At 67.6% G+C, this 18309-nt stretch carries 13 protein-coding genes; 4 read left to right on the forward strand and 9 right to left on the reverse strand.

Annotated elements, in window-relative coordinates:
• Positions 1–185 precede the first annotated feature (185 nt).
• The 4 genes from AGI3411_RS08235 to AGI3411_RS08250 form a co-directional block, all read right to left on the reverse strand.
• Positions 186–881: a glutamine amidotransferase gene (locus AGI3411_RS08235; protein WP_129526891.1), complete on the reverse strand. Its 696-nt coding sequence runs from the start codon at positions 879–881 to the stop codon at positions 186–188.
• A complete protein-coding gene (locus AGI3411_RS08240) occupies positions 878–1165 on the reverse strand; it encodes a cytoplasmic protein (protein WP_129526892.1) in 288 nt (95 codons plus the stop codon). The genes AGI3411_RS08235 and AGI3411_RS08240 overlap by 4 nt, the downstream gene beginning before the upstream one ends.
• 36 nt (positions 1166–1201) lie before the next feature.
• Positions 1202–2008, reverse strand: coding sequence for a YggS family pyridoxal phosphate-dependent enzyme (locus tag AGI3411_RS08245; RefSeq protein WP_425265325.1), 807 nt, complete (start codon positions 2006–2008; stop codon positions 1202–1204).
• Between the two features lie 143 nt (positions 2009–2151).
• A complete protein-coding gene (locus AGI3411_RS08250) occupies positions 2152–3018 on the reverse strand; it encodes an AraC family transcriptional regulator (protein ID WP_129526894.1) in 867 nt (288 codons plus the stop codon).
• A gap of 122 nt (positions 3019–3140) precedes the next feature.
• Here AGI3411_RS08250 and AGI3411_RS08255 point away from each other — a divergent pair, with 122 nt between their 5' ends.
• Positions 3141–3686 carry a carboxymuconolactone decarboxylase family protein gene (locus AGI3411_RS08255; protein ID WP_129526895.1) on the forward strand — a complete coding sequence of 182 codons (546 nt, stop codon included), beginning with the start codon at positions 3141–3143 and terminating at the stop codon, positions 3684–3686.
• A 42-nt stretch (positions 3687–3728) separates the two neighbouring features.
• On the opposite strand, the gene ptsJ is transcribed toward AGI3411_RS08255, so the two are convergent.
• Positions 3729–5024, reverse strand: a complete 1296-nt coding sequence (gene ptsJ / locus AGI3411_RS08260) for a MocR-like B6 salvage transcription factor PtsJ (protein WP_129526896.1) — start codon at positions 5022–5024, stop codon at positions 3729–3731.
• 115 nt (positions 5025–5139) lie between these two features.
• A complete protein-coding gene (locus AGI3411_RS08265) occupies positions 5140–6219 on the reverse strand; it encodes a sensor histidine kinase (protein WP_129526897.1) in 1080 nt (359 codons plus the stop codon).
• Between the two features lie 126 nt (positions 6220–6345).
• Here AGI3411_RS08265 and AGI3411_RS08270 point away from each other — a divergent pair, with 126 nt between their 5' ends.
• Positions 6346–7032, forward strand: coding sequence for a LytR/AlgR family response regulator transcription factor (locus AGI3411_RS08270; protein ID WP_129526898.1), 687 nt, complete (start codon positions 6346–6348; stop codon positions 7030–7032).
• 7 nt (positions 7033–7039) lie between these two features.
• Here the strand turns inward: AGI3411_RS08270 and AGI3411_RS08275 are convergent, their stop codons facing one another.
• Complete coding sequence (locus tag AGI3411_RS08275) at positions 7040–13258, reverse strand: autotransporter outer membrane beta-barrel domain-containing protein (RefSeq protein ID WP_129526899.1); 6219 nt, start codon at positions 13256–13258, stop codon at positions 7040–7042.
• Between the two features lie 326 nt (positions 13259–13584).
• Here AGI3411_RS08275 and AGI3411_RS30070 point away from each other — a divergent pair, with 326 nt between their 5' ends.
• On the forward strand, positions 13585–13734 hold the full coding sequence (locus AGI3411_RS30070) for a hypothetical protein (protein ID WP_165359107.1): 150 nt from the start codon (positions 13585–13587) through the stop codon (positions 13732–13734).
• An 11-nt stretch (positions 13735–13745) separates the two neighbouring features.
• Here the strand turns inward: AGI3411_RS30070 and AGI3411_RS08280 are convergent, their stop codons facing one another.
• Both AGI3411_RS08280 and AGI3411_RS08285 read right to left on the reverse strand, forming a co-directional pair.
• Positions 13746–16115: a mechanosensitive ion channel domain-containing protein gene (locus tag AGI3411_RS08280; RefSeq protein WP_129527010.1), complete on the reverse strand. Its 2370-nt coding sequence runs from the start codon at positions 16113–16115 to the stop codon at positions 13746–13748.
• Positions 16116–16352: 237 nt separating this feature from the next.
• Positions 16353–16793: a hypothetical protein gene (locus AGI3411_RS08285; protein WP_052097466.1), complete on the reverse strand. Its 441-nt coding sequence runs from the start codon at positions 16791–16793 to the stop codon at positions 16353–16355.
• A 360-nt stretch (positions 16794–17153) separates the two neighbouring features.
• Between AGI3411_RS08285 and AGI3411_RS08290 the strand changes: the two genes are divergently transcribed.
• The gene (locus AGI3411_RS08290) at positions 17154–18287 is read left to right on the forward strand and encodes a helix-turn-helix transcriptional regulator (protein ID WP_129526900.1); all 1134 of its coding nucleotides are present in this window, start codon (positions 17154–17156) and stop codon (positions 18285–18287) included.
• Positions 18288–18309: the final 22 nt, after the last annotated feature.

Consider the following 18309-nt stretch of genomic DNA (forward strand, 5'->3'; position numbering starts at 1 on the left):
GGCCGCATCGCCATCGCGGGCGCCAACGCGCCCCGGGGCCCGGGGCCCAGGCAATATGGGATACGCACCAGGCACGGGCGGATTCCATGCCCGATACGCCTGCCGCCTACCGTTCGCCGTCGAATGGCCGCCGAAGCGGCCGTCGGCACGCAATGCAAGCCGATAGCGACGCCGTCAACGGCCGTTCAGAGCCCGTCCAGCCACAGATCGAGCGCCTGGCGCGCACTGCGCGCCAGCGCCGGGCCATGCCGTTCGGCGTCGCGGCGGATGGCGGCCGGATCGACGCCGCGCAGGCTCAGTTCGCAGGCGTGGCCGATCAGCCATTGCTCGATCTTCGATGCGTCGGCCTCCAGGTGGAATTGCAGGCCCAGTATCCTCGGCCCCAGCGCAAACGCCTGATTGGGAAAGCCCGGCGTCTCGGCGAGCCGCCGCGCGCCGTCGGGAATGGCGAACTGGTCGCCGTGCCAGTGCAGCACCGGCACGGACTGGACCGCCCGCAGCGGCGACTCCAGCCCTTCCGCGGTCAGCGTCAAGGCCGCATAGCCGATCTCCGAGCGCCCGGTCGGCGCCACCTCTGCGCCCAGGGCCGCCGCCATCAGCTGCGCGCCCAGGCAGATGCCGAGGGTCGGCCTGTCCCGGCGCAGCCGTTCTCCGATCGCGACCAGTTCCTGCTGCAGGAACGGATAGCGGCCGGTTTCGTAGACCCCGACGGGCCCGCCCAGGATCACGGCGAGATCGGCGCCAGCCACGGCCTCGGAGTCGATCGCATCGACGCCCGCCTCCAGGTACTGCACGCGGTAACCCCGGTCCGCCAGGGCCGGCGCGAGAATGCCCAGGTCTTCGAAAGGAACGTGGCGGACCGCGAGAGCAAGGCGGCTCATGGCAATGGCTCCGGCCAGCGGAAAGCGTGGCCGTCCGCGTTGCTCGGCGGTTCTTCCGGGACGGATTTGAACAGCGTTTCCGAGGCCAGAAGGCGGATGCCGGCCGGCGAACTCTCCAGCAGCCGCCGCTCGCCGGCGGCGACCTGCAGGCTGACCTGGTAGCCGTCCGCAGGCGGCAGGCGCGACGCGATTTCTTTGCTGTCAGCCAGCGTCGAGGCGGCGGTCGATTCGAAATGGCCGACGAGCCGGCCATTGCGCATGATGACGAGTCGATGAACCGGCATGGAGGCTCCTGTGCGACGGGGTGGCGATGACGGCGCTCAGGCCGCGGCATCCGGGCCAGGGTCGGCCGGCCAGTAATACGAATCGGGTGTGTTGCGGGCGCCGAAGATGGCTTGCCCCACGCGCACGACCGTCGCCCCTTCCTCGATGGCGATCTCGTAGTCGCCGGACATGCCCATCGATAGTTCGTCCAGGCCGATGCCTTGCGGACAGTCCTGGCGCAACCGGTCCCGCAGCGAACGCAGAAGGATGAAGCATTGCCGCACGCGCGCAGCTTCGGCCGAAAACACCGCCAGCGTCATCAGGCCGCGCACGCGCAGCGCGGAGAAGGATGGCATCTGCCCCAGGAAGGCCGCCGTCTCATCCGGATGCAGGCCGTACTTGCTGGCCTCGCCCGACGTATTGACCTGCACGAACACGTCCAGCGCGCGGCCCTCGGCCTGCAGCCGCCGGTCCAGCGCCTCGGCCACGCGCAAGCTGTCCAGCGCCTGGAATTCGGCGGCGTAGCGCGCCACCAGTTTGGCTTTGTTGGTCTGCAGATGCCCGATGACCGACCATTTCAAATCGGCCAGATCAGCCATGGACTCCCATTTCCGCGACACTTCCTGGAGCTTGTTTTCGCCAAGGTAGCGGCAGCCCGCCGCATAGGCCAGCCGGATCCGCGCCTCTTCCACCGTCTTGCTCACGGGCAGCAGGCGCACGCTTGCGGGGGCGCGTCCGGCACGCTGGCACGCCGCCGCGATGCGGCCGTTCACCGTGGCCAGGTTGCGGTGGAAGTCCTCTACCGATTCGGCCTTCGGCCAGCGGCCGTGCTGGTCGTGCTGCGTCTGGGTATCGCTGCCCAGGTCCTGGATGTCTTGGTTCATGCCTGCACCTCGCGTAGAAGCATAACGCGCGGCGGAAGCGATTTCGCGTCCGCCGGTTTTGTCATAGGTCAAATACTATCATGACCTATCATTATCGATGCGACCTGAGGGATGGCGCGCCGCTAGCCGTTGGCTGCCAGCCACAAGCGTGGAGACATGCCCACCCGCTGCCGGAACGCCTTGGACAAAGCGGATGCGCTGGCAAAGCCCAGCTCCGCCGCCACCTGTTTCACCGGCCGGCCGGTGCGCATCATCGACGCCGCGAGGCTCAGGCGCCAATCCGTCAGGTAGGCCGCCGGCGTGGTGCCGGTGGCCTCCTTGAAGGCCGCCGCAAAGGCGCTGCGCGACATGCCAGCGACCCCCGCCATTTTCGCGAGCGGCCACTCGTCGCAAGGCGCGCGGTGCACCGCTACCAGCGCCCTGGCCAGCCGCGGGTCCGACAGGCCCATGATCAGGCCGTTCGTCACGCCGGCTTCCGCCGGATGATCCAGGATCCACCTGAGCAACTGGATCAGCACGACCTCAAACAGGCGGTCGGCCAGCAGCCGCGAGCCGCAGCGGACGTGGTCGGCTTCGGCGAAGAGCAGGTCCAATGCCGGACCCAGCCCGTCGACGGCGGCCAGCGGCACCCGGATCAGCGGCGGCAGCGACTGCACGAGAGGATTGCGCTCGCCACCATCAAAATCGAGCGCCGCGCAAGTAAAGTCCGAGCCATCCACGGGCGGGTTCACGAACTCGTGCCGCAGCGCGCGGGGATAGAAAAGGAGCGTTGGCTCGTCCAGGCGCAGGCGCGGCACGGGGGTCTCGCCCGGGCGATGCCGCAGTTCCATTTGGCCGCGCCGCAAGACGTGCAGGAAGCCGCGCCCCGGCACCGCTTCGAACGCCTGGGTGCCGCAAAGCGTGCCCGTATGGAACAGCGTGGCCCGCACGCGGAAGCGGTCCAGCAGCGCCGAGAGCCGGTCTACCTGGGAAAGCGCGACATCATTCATGATTTGGACGCATGGACATTTTTTATGGACATAAAAGCACCATTCGTCCAGACATTCTACGTACGATTCCCACTAACCACCCGACAGGGATGGCCTCTTTTTCATTTCCAGGAGTTACCGTCATGTCCCGAGTCCCCCTTATCGACGCCAGCGCCACCACCGCTGACCGCCAGGCTCTGCTGGAGCAGATCCACGGCGCATTCGGCGCCACGCCCAACATGTTCCGGGCCGTCGCCAACTCGCCCGCGGCGCTCAAGAGCATGTGGGGCGCGTTCGGCGCGCTGGGCGCGGGCGTCATTCCCGCCAAGCTGGGCGAGCAGATCGCGGTGGCCGTTGCCGACCGCAACGCGTGCGAATACTGCCTTGCGGCCCATACCGCCCTGGGCCGCAAGGCCGGCGCCAGCGCCGAAGAAATGTCCGCCGCCCAGGGCGGCAATGCCGCCGATCCCAAGACAGCGGTGGCGCTGCGCTTCGCGCTGCAACTGGTCGAGGCGCGCGGGCAGGTTAGCGACGCCGACGTGCAGGCCGTGCGCGCCGCAGGCTTCAGCGACCAGGAGATCGTGGAGATCCTGGCGCACGTCGCGCTCAATCTGTTCACGAACTACGTCAACGTGGCCTTCGCCGTTCCGGTCGATTTCCCGGCGGTGAAGCTGCGCCGGGCCGCGTAGGAGCGGGCAGGACGGGGCGCCTCGCGGCCCCGTCCGCTCTTGCTAGCCCAGGCTGTCCCGGATATCCCTGGCGAGAGCCTGGCACTGGCCCGGTTCAAGGCCGGAAACGGTAATGCGCAGCCCCCTGACGGGCTCCTGCACCCCGAACGCCTCGCCATGGCGCACCAGCCAGCCCCGATGAGCCAGAGCCAGGGCAACGGCCTGATCATCGGTGTCCAGCGGGATCCAGAGGTTCAGGCCATCGCCCTGCGCCGCGCAGGGGATGCCGTGCTCCCGCAAGGCGTCCTCCAGCATCCGCCGCCGCCGGGCATAGTCCTCGCGGGCCCGCGCCATCTGCCTGGCCACCTCGGGCCGGCCCAGCGTGACCTCCACCATGTCCTGCAGCAGATGGCTGACCCAGCTCGTGCCGGACGCCAGCCGCAAGCGCAGCTGCCGGGAGGTCGCGGGATCGCTCGCGACCATGGCCAGGCGCACGTCCGGCCCCAGCGTCTTGGTCAGGGACCTGACCAGCGCCCACCGCTGCGCGCCCGACGCCAGCACCGAGTGGTATTCCGAGTTGGACAGCAACGCGAAGTGGTCGTCCACGATGACCATCACGTGCGGGTACTTCGCCAGCACGCGCGCCAACGCCCGCGCTCGCCGGGCGCTCAGGCTGCAGCCGGTCGGGTTGTGCGCGCGCGGTGTCAGGATGACCGCTTGCGCGCCCTTGCCCAGCGCGGCTTCCAGGGCCTGAACCTGCATTCCTTCGGCATCGACCGGCACCCCGGCCGCCTGCAGGCCCGCGATGCGCAGCATATTGATGCTGCTGAGAAAACAGGGGTTCTCGACCGCGACCTTGTCGCCCGCGACCAGGTGCGAGCCAAGCAGCCGCTCGATGGCGTCCACCGCCCCGTGGGTCAGGTTGATGTCGAACGGCGCGGGGCAATCCGGCGCGAACCAGGCCCGCGCATAGTGTTCCAGGCCCGCGTTGACGGTGGGTTCGCCGTAAAGCCGCGGCACGTAGGGCCGGGTGGCAAGCGCCGCGGTGATGTCCGGCAGCCAGGCCGGGGCCGGATTGCCGCTGGCCAGATCCACCAGCGGCGAATTCGTCAGCGCGCCTTCCTGCTCGCCGGGGCCGGAGGGTTCGCGGATGAGCGTTCCCAGGCGCCCCTGTGTCACGGCGATGCCGGCGGCCGCCAGCCGCTTATAGGCGGCGGCGACCGTATTGCGGTTGATGTCCAGCTCGACCGCCAGGTCGCGCACGGGCGGCAGGGCCTGGCCCGGCCGCAGCTGCCCCGACTGGAGCAGCGCACGCACGCAGTCGAAGATCTCGGCGGCGGTCTTTCCTTGTATTTTCATGTCGTCCCAAGACAATGCCGTTCCAGGCGATGACAGCCCTGAGGCCATGTCGAGTCAATGCGCAAGTTTGACACGATTTGTCTTAGGACAACATCGCGCGGCATCCGGCGCCGCGCTATAGCGCTTCGGGGCTTCCCTTCAGCCGGATCTCGGCCACAGTCCTATCGCCGCGCTGCTCCAGCGAGAACGCGTATCTGCCGGCGTATCGCAGCGCCAGCCGGCGGCAAAGGTTGCCCAGCCCGCCCCCGCCCTTGGCAAGGTCGAAAGGCGCGTGCAGCTCGCCCGGGTTGTCGACTTCGATGATCAGCTCGTCGCCCTGGAGCCGGGTGCGGATCCGGATCTGGAAGCGGTCATGCTGCGACCGCATGCCGTGCTTGATCGCGTTCTCGGCAAGCCCCTGCAAGGTCATGCGGGGGATGCTGAGATCCAGCGTGGCCGGATCGATCTGGCAGCGGCATTCGAGCCGCTTGTCGAAACGCAAGGCCTGTATGCGGATATAGGCCTGGGCGGCGTCTATGTCTTCTTCCAGCCGGGAAAGCCCGCGCCCGCGCCGGTCCAGCGAGTAGCGCAGGTAGCCGGCCAGGCTGCGGGTCATCTCCTCGGCAATCGCGGGCCGGTCGGCAATCTCCGCGACGATGGTATTGAGCGCGTTGAACAGGAAATGCGGTTCGATCTGCAATTGCAGGTGTTCGAGCTCCAGCCTCAGGGAGCGGGTTTCCGCCTTCATCTTGGACATCCGCTCGGTGCGCGCGGCAAGCTCCGCCGAAACGCCGAAATAGATCAGCGTCCAGATGGACAGGATCCCCATGTAGTAGATGAAACCCAATCGGTACTGGTTGCCGGGGATCACCCGGACCGTTTCCGGCGAAAACAGGCCATGGATGGCGTAGGCGATGAACGCCAGCAACGCCGACGCGGCGACGCACAGCAGCACCGCACAGGCCGCGACCAGGATGGGCGCGTCGTTCTTGTCCGACCGGCGTCCATGCAGCACGGCAGCCCCGCTCGTCAGGGCGAACGCCAGCGGCTCCAGCCCTATCGTGAGCCAGAACGCGGCGACCGCATTGCCGAACACCGCCAGGCGGATGAAGAAGCCCACGAACGCCAGGAACACCCATCCCACGATCTGGGCGCGCCAGAACCCCGGCGCGGAATCCCCTTGGCTAAGCCCCTGGCTGACGGATGTGAAGATCATGGACTCCCCCCTTGAAACCAAATTCCTGCGGCGGACCGGGTTCACTGAACACCCATATGGCCTTATATTTATCCGCGTGCTGGACCGGAAAACTATACCCGCCTCGTCCGGGCGGCTGGGAGGAAAATGCTGCGCGTGCTGATCGTCGACGATGAAGCCCCAGCGCGGCGCTACCTGCGCCGCCTGCTTGAAGCCTCGGCCGACGTCCATGTCGCAGGTGAAGCCTCCACGGTCGAACAGGCGCAGGCAATGCTCCGGGATCTCAGTCCGGATGCCGTTTTTCTGGATATCGAACTCACGTCCGGCACCGGATTCGACCTCCTATATGGTCCCGCCCCCACGCCTGCCATCGTTTTCGTCACCGCGCACGACGACTACGCCGCCCGCGCCTTCGACGTCCAAGCCGTCGACTACCTGCTCAAGCCCGTCCGCCCGGACAGGCTGCTCCAGGCGCTGGCGCGGCTGCGGCCCCGTTCCGCGGGCTACCTGTCCATGCGGACGAAAGCCGGCACGAAACTCATCAAGGTCCAGGAGCTAACGCTCGTGCAGGCGCAAGGAGACTACGTGCTTCTGTGCGGCGCCGACCGCGCGAACGAGCTGATGCACATCACGCTCAAGCGGCTCGCGGCGCAGCTGCCGTGCCCGCCCTTCTGCGCCCTGTCCCGGTCGGTGATCATCAATCTCGAGCATATCTCCCATCTGTCGCAGCTTTCCGGCTCCCAGACCGAAGTGGCGTTCGTCAACGGCGTCGCGCCCGTCGTCCTGGGCCGCGTCGCATCGCTGCGGCTGCGGCGGGCCGTGGCGCGTTCCTGAGCGGCGCTCAGAACGGCACCATCACCTTCAGCGTTGCGCTGTTGCTGCGCACGTGCTCGGAGAATTGCCCGTCGTACTGCAGGCGGAAGTCCACGCCGCCCGCGTTCATCACCTGCAGGCCCGCCCCTACCCTGCCGACCACGTCGTCGATGGGCAGCGTGGTGTCGAACGATCCCGTGCCCGCCGGGGCGCCGCGCAGGCGCGCGCTCGAGGTCCAGTCGTCCTGGGACAGGAAAGACACGCCTGCGTACAGGAATGGACGCAGCATGGCGCCGTTCTTCAGTTCCGACCGGCCGCCGAACTCGATCATGGGCGACACACCCATGACGAAGCGGTCGCTGCTGTCGACCGACAGCGCCAGCGGATTGGAGCCCGATTCCGTGTATGCGGGCATGCGGCTGTAGCTGAAGTCCAGGTCCACGTAGGGTTTCACGTACATGTTGCTGTAGGCGAAGGTGCGCGCCGCGCGCAGGCGCGCGTTGAAACCATAGACGTCCGGCCGGCTGGTGAGCGTGTCCTGGTAGCCCGCGATGTCGATGTCGCGGTCCATGCGATAACCGCCGTAACCGCCGCCCAGCGCGGCCGAGAACACCCACGGCCCTTCCTCGCGCTTGAGCACCACCCCGGCATAGCCGCTGTCGCCGTTGCCGCGCACGCTGCCGTCGCTGGCGCGCACGTGGCTGTTCTCGTAGGCCATGGAGCCGCCCAGGAACCAGCCGGGGCTGACCTCGCGCTGGCCGCCGAACTGGTACGTGACGGTGTCGTAGTCGAAACCCGCCGTGCCTCGGCTGCCGTCCTGGTTCGTGGCCCGGCCGGTCACCTGGCCCCAGAAGCAGTTCTGCTCTCCGGTCAGCGCGTCCACGCCGGTGAAGGTCGGGCACGACATCATAGCCCCGGTGAACTGCCCCAGATTGGCAGCGGACTGCACGGCCGGCGCGATGGTCACGCCCGGAGACAGGTTGGCGACGCTGTCGCCATACGCGCCCGCGCCCTGGCGCGACGCCAGGTCCAGCTGCGCGAAGAGCGGCGCCAGCGCGGAGTTTCCGCCCGCGTCCCAGATGCGCTGCAGATGGCCGGCGACCTCGCTCTGATTTCCCTTCAACTCCATGGAAGGCGCGCTGAAATTGGCCGACGCAACGCGAATGCGGGTGTCCGGCCCGGCCTGGCTCGCTTCGTAGTCATAGACCGGGCTGTCCACCGCGGTAAGCGCTCCCTGCGAACTCCCCTGCACCGTCACGACCGAAAGCTCGCGATTGGGCAGCAGCGCCTGCGGCAGCACGTCGATGCCTCCCGCCAGGCTGGCGTCGCCCTCCACGACCATGCGCGAGGACCGCAGTTTGTCGAAGTCCACATCCGCGCGCAGCACGCCGCTGCCGGACTGGGTCAAGCTGCCGCTGACGGTAAGGGTCTGGAACTGGCCGGGCTTACCGATCACGATCAGCCCGTCATTGTGGACGTCGGCATTGTAGGCAACGGCGTCGGTCGCTACCGCGCCTGCCTCGTTGTTCAAGACGCAGGCGTTGCTGCCGTCGGCGTTGTTGCACAGCGTGCTGCCGGCCAGCTTGCCGGCGTTATCGATGGTCAGCCTGGAACCCGACGAGGCGCCGTAGCCGTCGTAGCGCACGGCCACGCCCGACAAGGCGCCCACCGAAGCGCCGGCATTTACAACCAACTGGTTTTCCTTGCCTGCGGCGATCCACACGCCGCTGCCCGATCCCGAGCCGCCCTGCACATCTCCGTTGACGACGACCCCAACCGGATCCACCCATGCCTGGCCGTCGCTTTGCGCGAAGATGCCCGCCGATCCCTCGCCCGTGGCATTCAAGATTCCCCATTGCTCGACGGAGACGGGGCTCGCAGTGCCGTTCTGTCCGGCGGCTCCCGCGAATCCGCCCTGCGGGCCGCCGGCAAGCCCGCCGCCGCCGCCGACCGATTGCGCGACGATGCCGTGCGCATTGGCGCCGGTGGTGGTCAGGGTGCCATTGAAGGAAACGTTGACGGTGTTGCCCCCGCCGCCATTGGAATTGACCGACACCGACTGCCTGTTGAAGCCCTGTGAATTGAACTGGATGGCTTGGGACACATCGCCGATGATGCCTCCGCCCCCGCCGATGGATTGGGCGACGACGCCGTGAGCGCCCGCTCCGCGTGTCGTCACGCTGCCGGTCAGGTCGAGTTTCACGCCGCTAGCGTTGGCGCCGGAACCGCTGTTGCGCTGGCTGCCGAGCTGGAGCGAGCTCACGCCGTCCGCGGCGCCAGAGGTCGCGACACCGCCGCCAGCGCCAATGGACTGCGCGATGACGCCCATCGCCCTGTCGCCGTAGGTGTTCAGGTTCAAACCTGCGGAAATCGTGACTGGGCTGCCATAGCCGCCTCCGGCGCTGTTGCCCGCGACCATCCCGAACTGCAGGCTGCCGGGAGTTGCCGCCGAACCGGCGCTGCCCGCCATGGCGATGCCGCCGCCGCCACCGATCGATTGCGCGACCAGGCCGTAGGCGCTATCGCCCTTGGTTTCGATATTGGCCCAGCTGCCAGGCGTAACGGTGATGCTTCCGCCGAACTCGTTCGTGCCTCCCAGCAACAGTTGGCCGCTCGCTCGCGGGGATCCGGAGCCCGCCATGCCGCCGCCCCCGCCGATGGACTGCAGGACGATACCCGCCGCGCCGTAGCCGGCAGTGTTGAAACCATTGCCGCCGTCGTCATTCAGCGCGGCCGTGATGGCGCCTCCCGAGCCGCCGTTGCCGCCGCGGCCGCCGACCGCCAACGTCACATTGGACATGGAGAGGCTGGACGACACCGTGGAAGCGCCGCCCGCGCCGCCGCCCCCGCCGATGGATTGCACCACCGCCGCGTCCGCATAGTCGCCGTAGGTCTGGGTGTATGCGCCCAGGACGGCGGGCGCGCTGCTGCTGCCTATGGCGCCGCCATTGCCGCCCGCCCCACCCGTTCCGCCCACGTATACGTGGAATTGATAAGTGGTTCCGGAATCGTTCACCGAAGGCAGCGGAGAGGTCGTGGCGCTGTTGCCGCCCACCGCGCCGCCCAGACCGCCGGAGCCGCCGATGCTCTGCACCAGCAGGCCGTCCGCATCGGCGCCATAGGTGGTGATATTGCCGTCGCTGTTCAGGTCGATCACGCCGCCATTGCCGCCGCCCCCGCCGCCGCGGCCGACTTCCACGGAACCGTTGAAGTCCGTGGTGCTGTCCTCTTCGGTCGCCTGGACTTCCAGGCCCACCTGGCCGCCCTGCGACGCGCCGCCCCCGCCGCCGATGGATTGCACCAGCACGGCGCGCGCGCCGTCGCCATTCGTGGTCACGGAGCTAGCCGAATCGATGGTCAGGCTGGCAAGCCCGCCATCGCCGCCCGAGTTTCCGGTGCCGCCCAGCGCCATCGAGATCGACACATTGGCATCGGTATTGGCGCTGCGGCCCGTGGCCGACCCCACGCCTCCGGCCCCGCCGCCGCCGCCCACGCTCTGCACCAGGACCCCATTGGCGGAGTCGCCTGCGGTGGAGACGTTGCTGCCCGTCATCGTCAGCGTCGCGCTGCCGCCCGTGTTGCCACTGCCCCCGCTGCCGCCCAGCGACGCCTGCAGCGACCCGCCGATCGAGTCGCCCGTGCCGATGACCGTCGACGTGGCGGACGCGCTGCCGCCCATGCCCCCACCCCCGCCGATGGCCTGCACGATCACGCCCTGCGCGTTCGCGCCCTGCGTCGAGACCCCGGCGCTGGTCAGCGTTGCCGCCGCCGAGTTACCGGCGCCGCCCGAGCCTCCCGTGCCGCCCATGGCGAAACTGACCGCCACGCCGAACGAAACATCATCGGCAGGCACCGCAATGGTCATGGCCTGGGCCACCGACGCGCCGCCGGCGCCGCCGCCTCCGCCGATCGATTGCGCGATCACGCCATGCGCGTCGCTCCCGCTGGTCTTCACGCTGGCGTTGCTCACGTTGGCCTGCGCCACCCCGCCGGCGCCGCCGTCGCCGCCCGTGCCACCCACCGCCACCGCCATGGAGAACCCCACGCTGGCGTCGTAGGCCGAGGCCGCGCCGCCCGTTCCGCCGCCGCCCCCGATCGCCTGCGAAACAATGCCATAGGCATGATCGCCGCCGGTGGAGACCGAATATCCGTTCAGGTTGGCCGTCGAATTGCCGCCCGCCCCCCCGCCGCCGGCCGTGCCGCCGATCACGGCCACGCCATTGGCGCCGCCGCCATCTCCGCCGCCGCCGCCAATGGATTGCGTCAGTATCCCCATGGCCCCGGAACCCGAGGTGCTCAGGTTGCCGTCCTGATTGACGGTCACCGTGCCGCCGGCGACCGCGCTCCCGCCCGCGCCGCCCACCGCGACGATGCCGCTGCTGGGGCCCGCCGTGCCGCCGCCCCCGCCGATGGCTTGCGCCACGATGCCGTGCGACGAGGCGCCGAACGTCGTGATGCCGGTGCGGCTGTCGATATTGACCGTGCCGCTGGCGCCGCCGTTGCCGGCATTCGCTCCGGCATCGCCGAACAGTTCGAAATTGCCGGTGGTAGTGCCGCCGATGCCGCCCATGGACTGGCCCAGGATGCCGATCGAATTGTCTCCCTGGGTCTTGATCGTGCCGCCGGCGATATTGTTCGTTGCATCGCCGGTTGTCACCGTGACCGCGCCGCCCGCGCCGCCCACGCCGGCGTTCTCCGGCGTGAAATCGACAAGGCCGCTGCTGGTCAGCACGCCGCCGCCCCCGCCGCCGTAACTGCGCGCGACGACGCCGTGCGATTGCGTGCCATACGTCGAAACGCTGGCGGTGCCGCTCATGCCGATCTGAACGGGGCCGCCCTTGCCGCCGTCGGCCCCATTGCTGTCTTCGCGCCCCGCCCCGCCGTTGCCGCCCTGGCTGACCACGCTGACGCCGGGCAGATAATCGCCTGTGGTCGTGATCGAAGATCCGTTGTTCAGCGTGACGCTCGCCACGTAATTGGACGTGCCCCCCACGCCGGCAATCTCGCCGGTGGTGTTGGTGATGGTCTGGGGGCCGTCGCCGCCATCGCCGCCCAGCCCAACCACCACGATGCCGCCGGACAGGCTCGACAGGGTCGTCGGCGCCGGCACCGAGTAGCTGGTGACTGAGATCTGGCCGTTATTGACGGCCGCGACCGTGCCGAACCCGCCGCCCGCTCCGCCGTTGTCGCTGCCGTCGCTGGACGTGAATCCCGCATTGCCCTGGCTGGTGGCGTACAGCCCCCGCACGCCGTTGGTCAGGAGATTGCTGGTAGCGCTGCCGGGAACTTCGACCTGCACATCCACCTTTCCATTGTTCGTGATGATGGTGGTGCCGTCGGGGTTCCCGCCTCCGCCCGTGCCGCCCCAGCCGTTGGCCACGCCGCCGGCGCCGCCGATGGATTCCGCGCCGATGCCCCAGGCATAGCGGCCCGCATTGTTGGACGACACCGAGACCGAACCGGTATTGGTGATGTTGACGATGTCGCTGTTGCCGCCATTGCCGCCCACCTGGTCGCCCGTCGCGGCGCTCATCTGGTCGGCGCCCAGCCCGCCGATGCTGGCTCCGTAGATGCCCACCCCGCCATAGGGCAGGCTCTGCAACGTGACGCTCCCGTTGTTGCTGATGGTGACCGGCGAACCGTTGCCGCCGCTGCCCCCGCTGCCGCCTCCGATGTCGTCCGGAGGGGTGCCGCCCGTGCCGCCCACCGAGGCGCCGTAAATACCGAATTGGGCGCTGCTGTCGTCCCAGATGCCGGGCGCGGTGCCTTGCGCGGCCTCGGCGGGAGTGCCGTTGGCCTCGATCGATTGGTTATTGGTGATGGTGATCGTGCCGCCCCAGCCGCCGAACGTGCCGCCGTCGTCGCCGTCCGGCGAACCGGTGCCGCCTTTCAGGCGCACCAGCAGCGCCGCCTGCTGGGGATTGGGCCCCAGGTAGCCGTTGTTGACCACGATGTAATTGCCGCCATAGCCGCCGCCGCTGGTGCCAGTGCCCGTGGCGCCGGTGTAATCGACGGTCAGGTTGCCGCTCTCGGTGGAATCGACGTTGCAGGTGGTCGTCGAAGAAGTCGAAGAGCTGGGCGTCGGGCAGGAGATGTCCGCCATCGCAGGCTGGGCCAGGATCAGCCCCACCGCTGTAGCCGACAGGGAAGAGAGCAGGCTGAAATGCGGCCTCGCTATTCTCGGGCTCCGTCCGAATACCGTCGTTACATTCCGGCGTATCGTCAGGCTGGTCGTCAGCTTCTTCATCGCTAATCCTTTGCGGACAGCTCCGGCCGTCACTCAGCGGAAGCTGTTTCGATTTAAATCGAAGAAGTTTCGATTTTTATCACCGCCCCAAGACAGATCTCAGCGTTTTTCGACGAAACGTGGATTCGGCTCGACAAAACGGCGCGCTGCTATCTGCAACGCGGCATTCGAGCCTAATTTGATAGTATTTGTTTCATTTGAGCGGTGGGTATACGTAAGCGATTGCACCAGCCCGCAAGGCCGGCGCGTCACATCCCGCTTCGTCACGCGTCGCATCGCTGGCTGGCGAGATCACGCTCGCCGAACCGCTGGCCAACGGCGCCCTGGTGGCGGTCGCACTGCAACAACAGGTGTTTGCCGAACGCACGCTGCAGATGCAGACCGCCAGCCACGTCACGCTACCCGACACCACCGAGAGATTCGTGCGGCACATGATCCAGGCGCTGGCCGCCGAATCCGGCGGCCCCCGCGCCTGACCCGCGTATCGCTACGCGCGCGGCGCGTCGGGATCCTCGCGCGCCTCCAGTTCGTTGCCCAGCACCTCGGCGGAGTCCTCGCTGGGCGCTTGCGGTTCCAGGCGTCGCCGCGTATGCCCCGCCGCGCGGGCGTCCTCGCCCTCGTCGGGACGTTCGGCCTGCAAGGTCACATTGGCCGCGGGCGCAAACCCGCGCTTGTCCTGCCCGAAATACACCACGGTGTGCGGGTACGGCAGTTCGATGCCGGCGGCGTCGAAATGCTTCTTCAACAGCCGGTTGTAGCCGCGCTGCACGGCCCACTGCATGCCGGGCGTGGTCTTGATCAGGATCCGGATGGTCACGCCCTTTTCGTTGACCGCCGTGACGCCTGCGACCGTCATCTCTTCAAGGATCTCGGGCCCCAGCACCGTGTCGGTCATCAGCTCTGCGAAGGCCGCGCGCAGGTGCACGATCGCGTCGTCTACGCTTTCGCGGTGGGCGATGGTGTATTCGCCCAGGTGGTACGAGAAATCGCGCATGTGGTTGGCCACCACGTCCACCGAAGAGAAGGGCACCAGGTGGTAGCCGCCGTCCAGCGTGCGGATGCCCACGGAGCGTATCGTCATCTTCTCGACCGTGCCGAACACGCCCGCCACCTGCACCACGTCGTTCTCGTTCATGCCGTTCTCGAGCTGGATGAAGATGCCCGTGATGATGTCCTGCACCAGCTTCTGCGCGCCGAAGCCGATGGCCAGGCCCACCACGCCGGCACCGGCGATCAGCGGGCCCACGTCGATGCCGATCTGCGACAGCAGCACCATCAGCGTCATCGTCACGATGACGATCAGCGCGGCGTTGCGAAACAGCGCCAGCAGGGTGCGCTCGCGCGCGCTGGGCATGCCCCGCCCTTCGCTCTGGCTGAGACGGTGTTCGATCACGCTGGCGACCACGGTCCAAGCCAATGCCGCGATCAGCAGCACGATGGCGATGTTCAGCACCATCTTGATGGCCGCGCCGCCGGCATCCGACGCCAGCCAGCTCGACAGGTCGAAGGCGTGCCAGGCGTCAAGAACCAGCAGCACCAGGACGATGCGGATGATCAGGCCGATCAGCTTCAACATGGCCGGCACGTAGGCGTTGACGCGGGCCTCCAGCAGCGGCAGGCGCTGGCGCAGGTCCGCCGGCAATTTGATCGGCTTGGCCAGCACGGCGTTCAGCAGTAGGATCAGCAGGCTGCCCACGCCGATGACCAGGAGCGTCTGCGCGGTGGCGCGGGCCATGAATGGCAGCGCGTTGGTCGGGTCTATCTGGCTGACGACCAACAGAATCGTGAAATAGCCGATGCCCAGCACATGCCACACTCGCGACAGGATGTGCAGGCGCGATCCCATGAACGTGGTGGCGCTGGCGGCGCGGCGGTCCAGGCGTTCGCGCACCGTCTGGCGGTTGCGCCAGATGACCCGCACGGCATATGCGTAGACTGCCAGCATTATGATCAGGTTGGCCAGCCTGCCCAGGGCGGGCGACAGCGAGGCCGACACCACGGGATCGACCAAGAGCGTGCCGTAGCCGGCCGCCACGACGATGCGCAGCAGCCAGGCATTCCAGTACTTGGCATGCTCGTCGGCCATGGGCAGCAGGCGCAGGTGCGGATGCTTCACGGCGAATACCGTGCGGACCGCCACCTTGACGATCTCCACCGACACGAAAGCCTTCAGGAACACGGCCGCCAGCGTATCCAGCGTCCCGCGCCCGGGCGTGCTCCACAGGGCCGCTGCTCCGCCTGCCATGGCGGCAAGCACCACCACGCCCACGTCGATGGCCAGCGCGCCCACGATGGCCCCCGCGCGCCGGTACAGCACGCGCATGGAGGCCGGCGCGCCGCGCTTCGGCGGCGTTTCGGACGCGCGGCCCTGCTCGGCCACCCAGCGGTCGATGCGGGTGTAGACGTACATGGCGATCATCCGCAGCAAGATGAACGCAATGATCGTGACCGCGGCGGCCAGCACCAACGGCAGCAGGGCATGGCCCGCGGCGCCGCTGTCCATGCGCAGGCTGCGCCCCGAAGCCAGTGCGCGCATGTCTTCCACGCCCTGGCCCATATCGGTGGCCAAGCCGGTCAGAAATCGCTGCACATCATCGGCCATGCGTTCCCGCAGCCCGGGCGCTGCCGGCTGCGCGGGCGGCGCAGCCGCGCCCGCGGTGCGGGACGAAGCCGGCTTCGTCCCGGACGCCTGCCCCCGCAACTCATCCACCAGCGCCTTGCGCGCCTCGGGATTCTCCAGCAGGTCGGCCAGCGCGGCCGGCGTCAGCCCGGAGGCCGGCGCGGCCGTTTCCTGCGGCAGCAACGGCATCGCAGCCTCTGCCTTGGCCTGCCAGCCAAGCGATACGCAACACAGCATCACTGCCAGCAGCAGGGCCGCCAGCCACGGTCTTTCCCGTCGGCGCCGCCAGAAACTGGCGGCATGCGTGCAGGGCAGGAAAGAAATCGATGCTGTCGTCGCGGATCTAACCACTAAAGAGTCTCCTATACGATCAAGGCCCAGGGAGCGGCGCGCGGCCGCGGTCGCGCGGCCGCCACAGGTCCGATGATAAAGGCCACCCGGCCGCGACTCCGATTTCGAAGCGAAAAAATGGTGTCAGACTGAACCCGCGCGTGTCGAGTTTCTCGACCGGCCGTTCTGGATCGCTGCGAAGAAGAAGGCCGTGGTAAGACCGAACAGAACAAGTCCGTTCACCGCTTCGATGGCTCCGATGAGCCGCCAGTGAGGCGGCAGGAATGCCGGCGCGTGCCCATAGCTGGTTATCGCCTCCAATGAATAGAGGATCGCCTCGGCCAGGTTGGGCACGGCGCCGATATGCACATACAGGAATGCCCACGCCAGCGCTTCCAGGGCATGGACGACCGCGGCGAACAACGCAAAGATCGCGACGGAAACGCCAAACAGGATCTTGCTTTGGGCCAGATGGGCTGGCGCGGATGCCAGCAACCTGCCCATGGCCAGAAATGCCGTCACGTGCACGACGATCGTCGCGACGAACAGGGGCAGGCCCAACAACCAGTCGTCTTCCCAACTCATGCGACGCCTCCTGGCCCGGACGGGCCGATCACCCGGCTCGATTCGCAAGGTATCCCTTCAAACGAACAGGAGATTGTAGAGGCAGTTTATGCGAGTGGCTGTTCACCTTTTGGGCTAAACCGCACTCTTCGCCGCTATGCCGTGGACGATTTCCGTGGCGCAGCCCGGTCCGTCGGCGTTGTGCAAAGCAACAAAAAAGCCCGGCCCAAATCCCGATTCTTTTCGTTGTTGTAAAACGGCAGCACGGACCATCGGCTGGTCCCGGCGCCTGTAATATCGATCCACCAAGAAGAAAACGGCGTCTGCAAGGCAGGGAAACGCCGGAAGATTCACGCCACTACAGGGGAAGGGTAGTCATAAGTGAATCAAGCCACCACTCATTTGACGCCACCGCCCGCCCGGCCGGACCTACACTTCGGAACGCGCGCGCCACCGGTCATTTCAGTCACGACCCTGGCCGGCATATCCGGACTGATACGAAATACCTTTGGCGACAAGATCCTGAGGCAAGCCAAGCAAGCCGTGATGCTCGACTTCGAGCTGATCGAAAACCGTGAGTGCTTCGTCCCGCAGGCCCTCATGACCGATTTCCTCTGGGAGATCGAACGACGCTCCGGCGGCGTGAACCTCGGCCTGTTTTCCGCTCCGCACCTGTCGCTGACGACGTACGGGCGCTGGGGCGAATATGTCCTGGCCGCCGACAGCCTGGGCGAGGCCCTGGCCCGCGCGGCCTCCTCCTTGACGTATCACAGCACCGGCGACCGGATGAGAGTCTCCGTCGAGGGAGGCATCGCCCGCGCCAGCTATTTCACTGCCACGCGAGGGCGCCCCGGCTACGTACACATTGCAAGTGGCACCGCCATCGTGTTGCTCAGCATTCTGCGCACCTACCTGGGGCCGGACTTTCTGCCGGATTGGATCGAACTGGACATCCCGCGTCCGGCGGCTGTGGCCCCGTTCGAAGACGTATACCAATGCCCGGTGGTGTTCGACACCAATGCCGTATCCGCGTGCATCGACGCCCGCCTGCTTGAGCGCCGCGCCCACGGCCGCCTCCAGCCGCGCTTGGTAACGGTCGAAGACGTGGCGCGCGCGATTTTCGAACCCACCGGCCTGGGAAATTTCATGGGAGTCGTCGTGGCGCACATCCACGCGCAGGTTCAAGCCGGCTCCGTATCCATCGACAGCACGGCACGCGCGCTCGACACCAGCGTGCGCACGCTGCAACGGATTCTGCGGCGCGACAGCGGATCCGACTTCCGAGAGCTGGTGAACGTCGTCCGCATGCGGCGGGCCAAGGAGTTGCTTGCGGGCACCAGCGCATCGATCACGGAGATCGCGATGGAATTCGGATATTCCAGCCCGGCGAATTTCGCCCGCGCCTTTCGCAACGCCGCCGGGCTGGCGCCGCATGAATACCGGCTGAGCCTGGGTCTGGAGCGCGGAAGGCCAACGGAAGCTGTTCCGCAGGATACCCCGGGGGCTCGACTGTAACGCCCTGGACTACGCTTTCAAC

The organism is Achromobacter agilis (assembly GCF_900496965.1).
Classification (GTDB): domain Bacteria; phylum Pseudomonadota; class Gammaproteobacteria; order Burkholderiales; family Burkholderiaceae_B; genus Achromobacter; species Achromobacter agilis.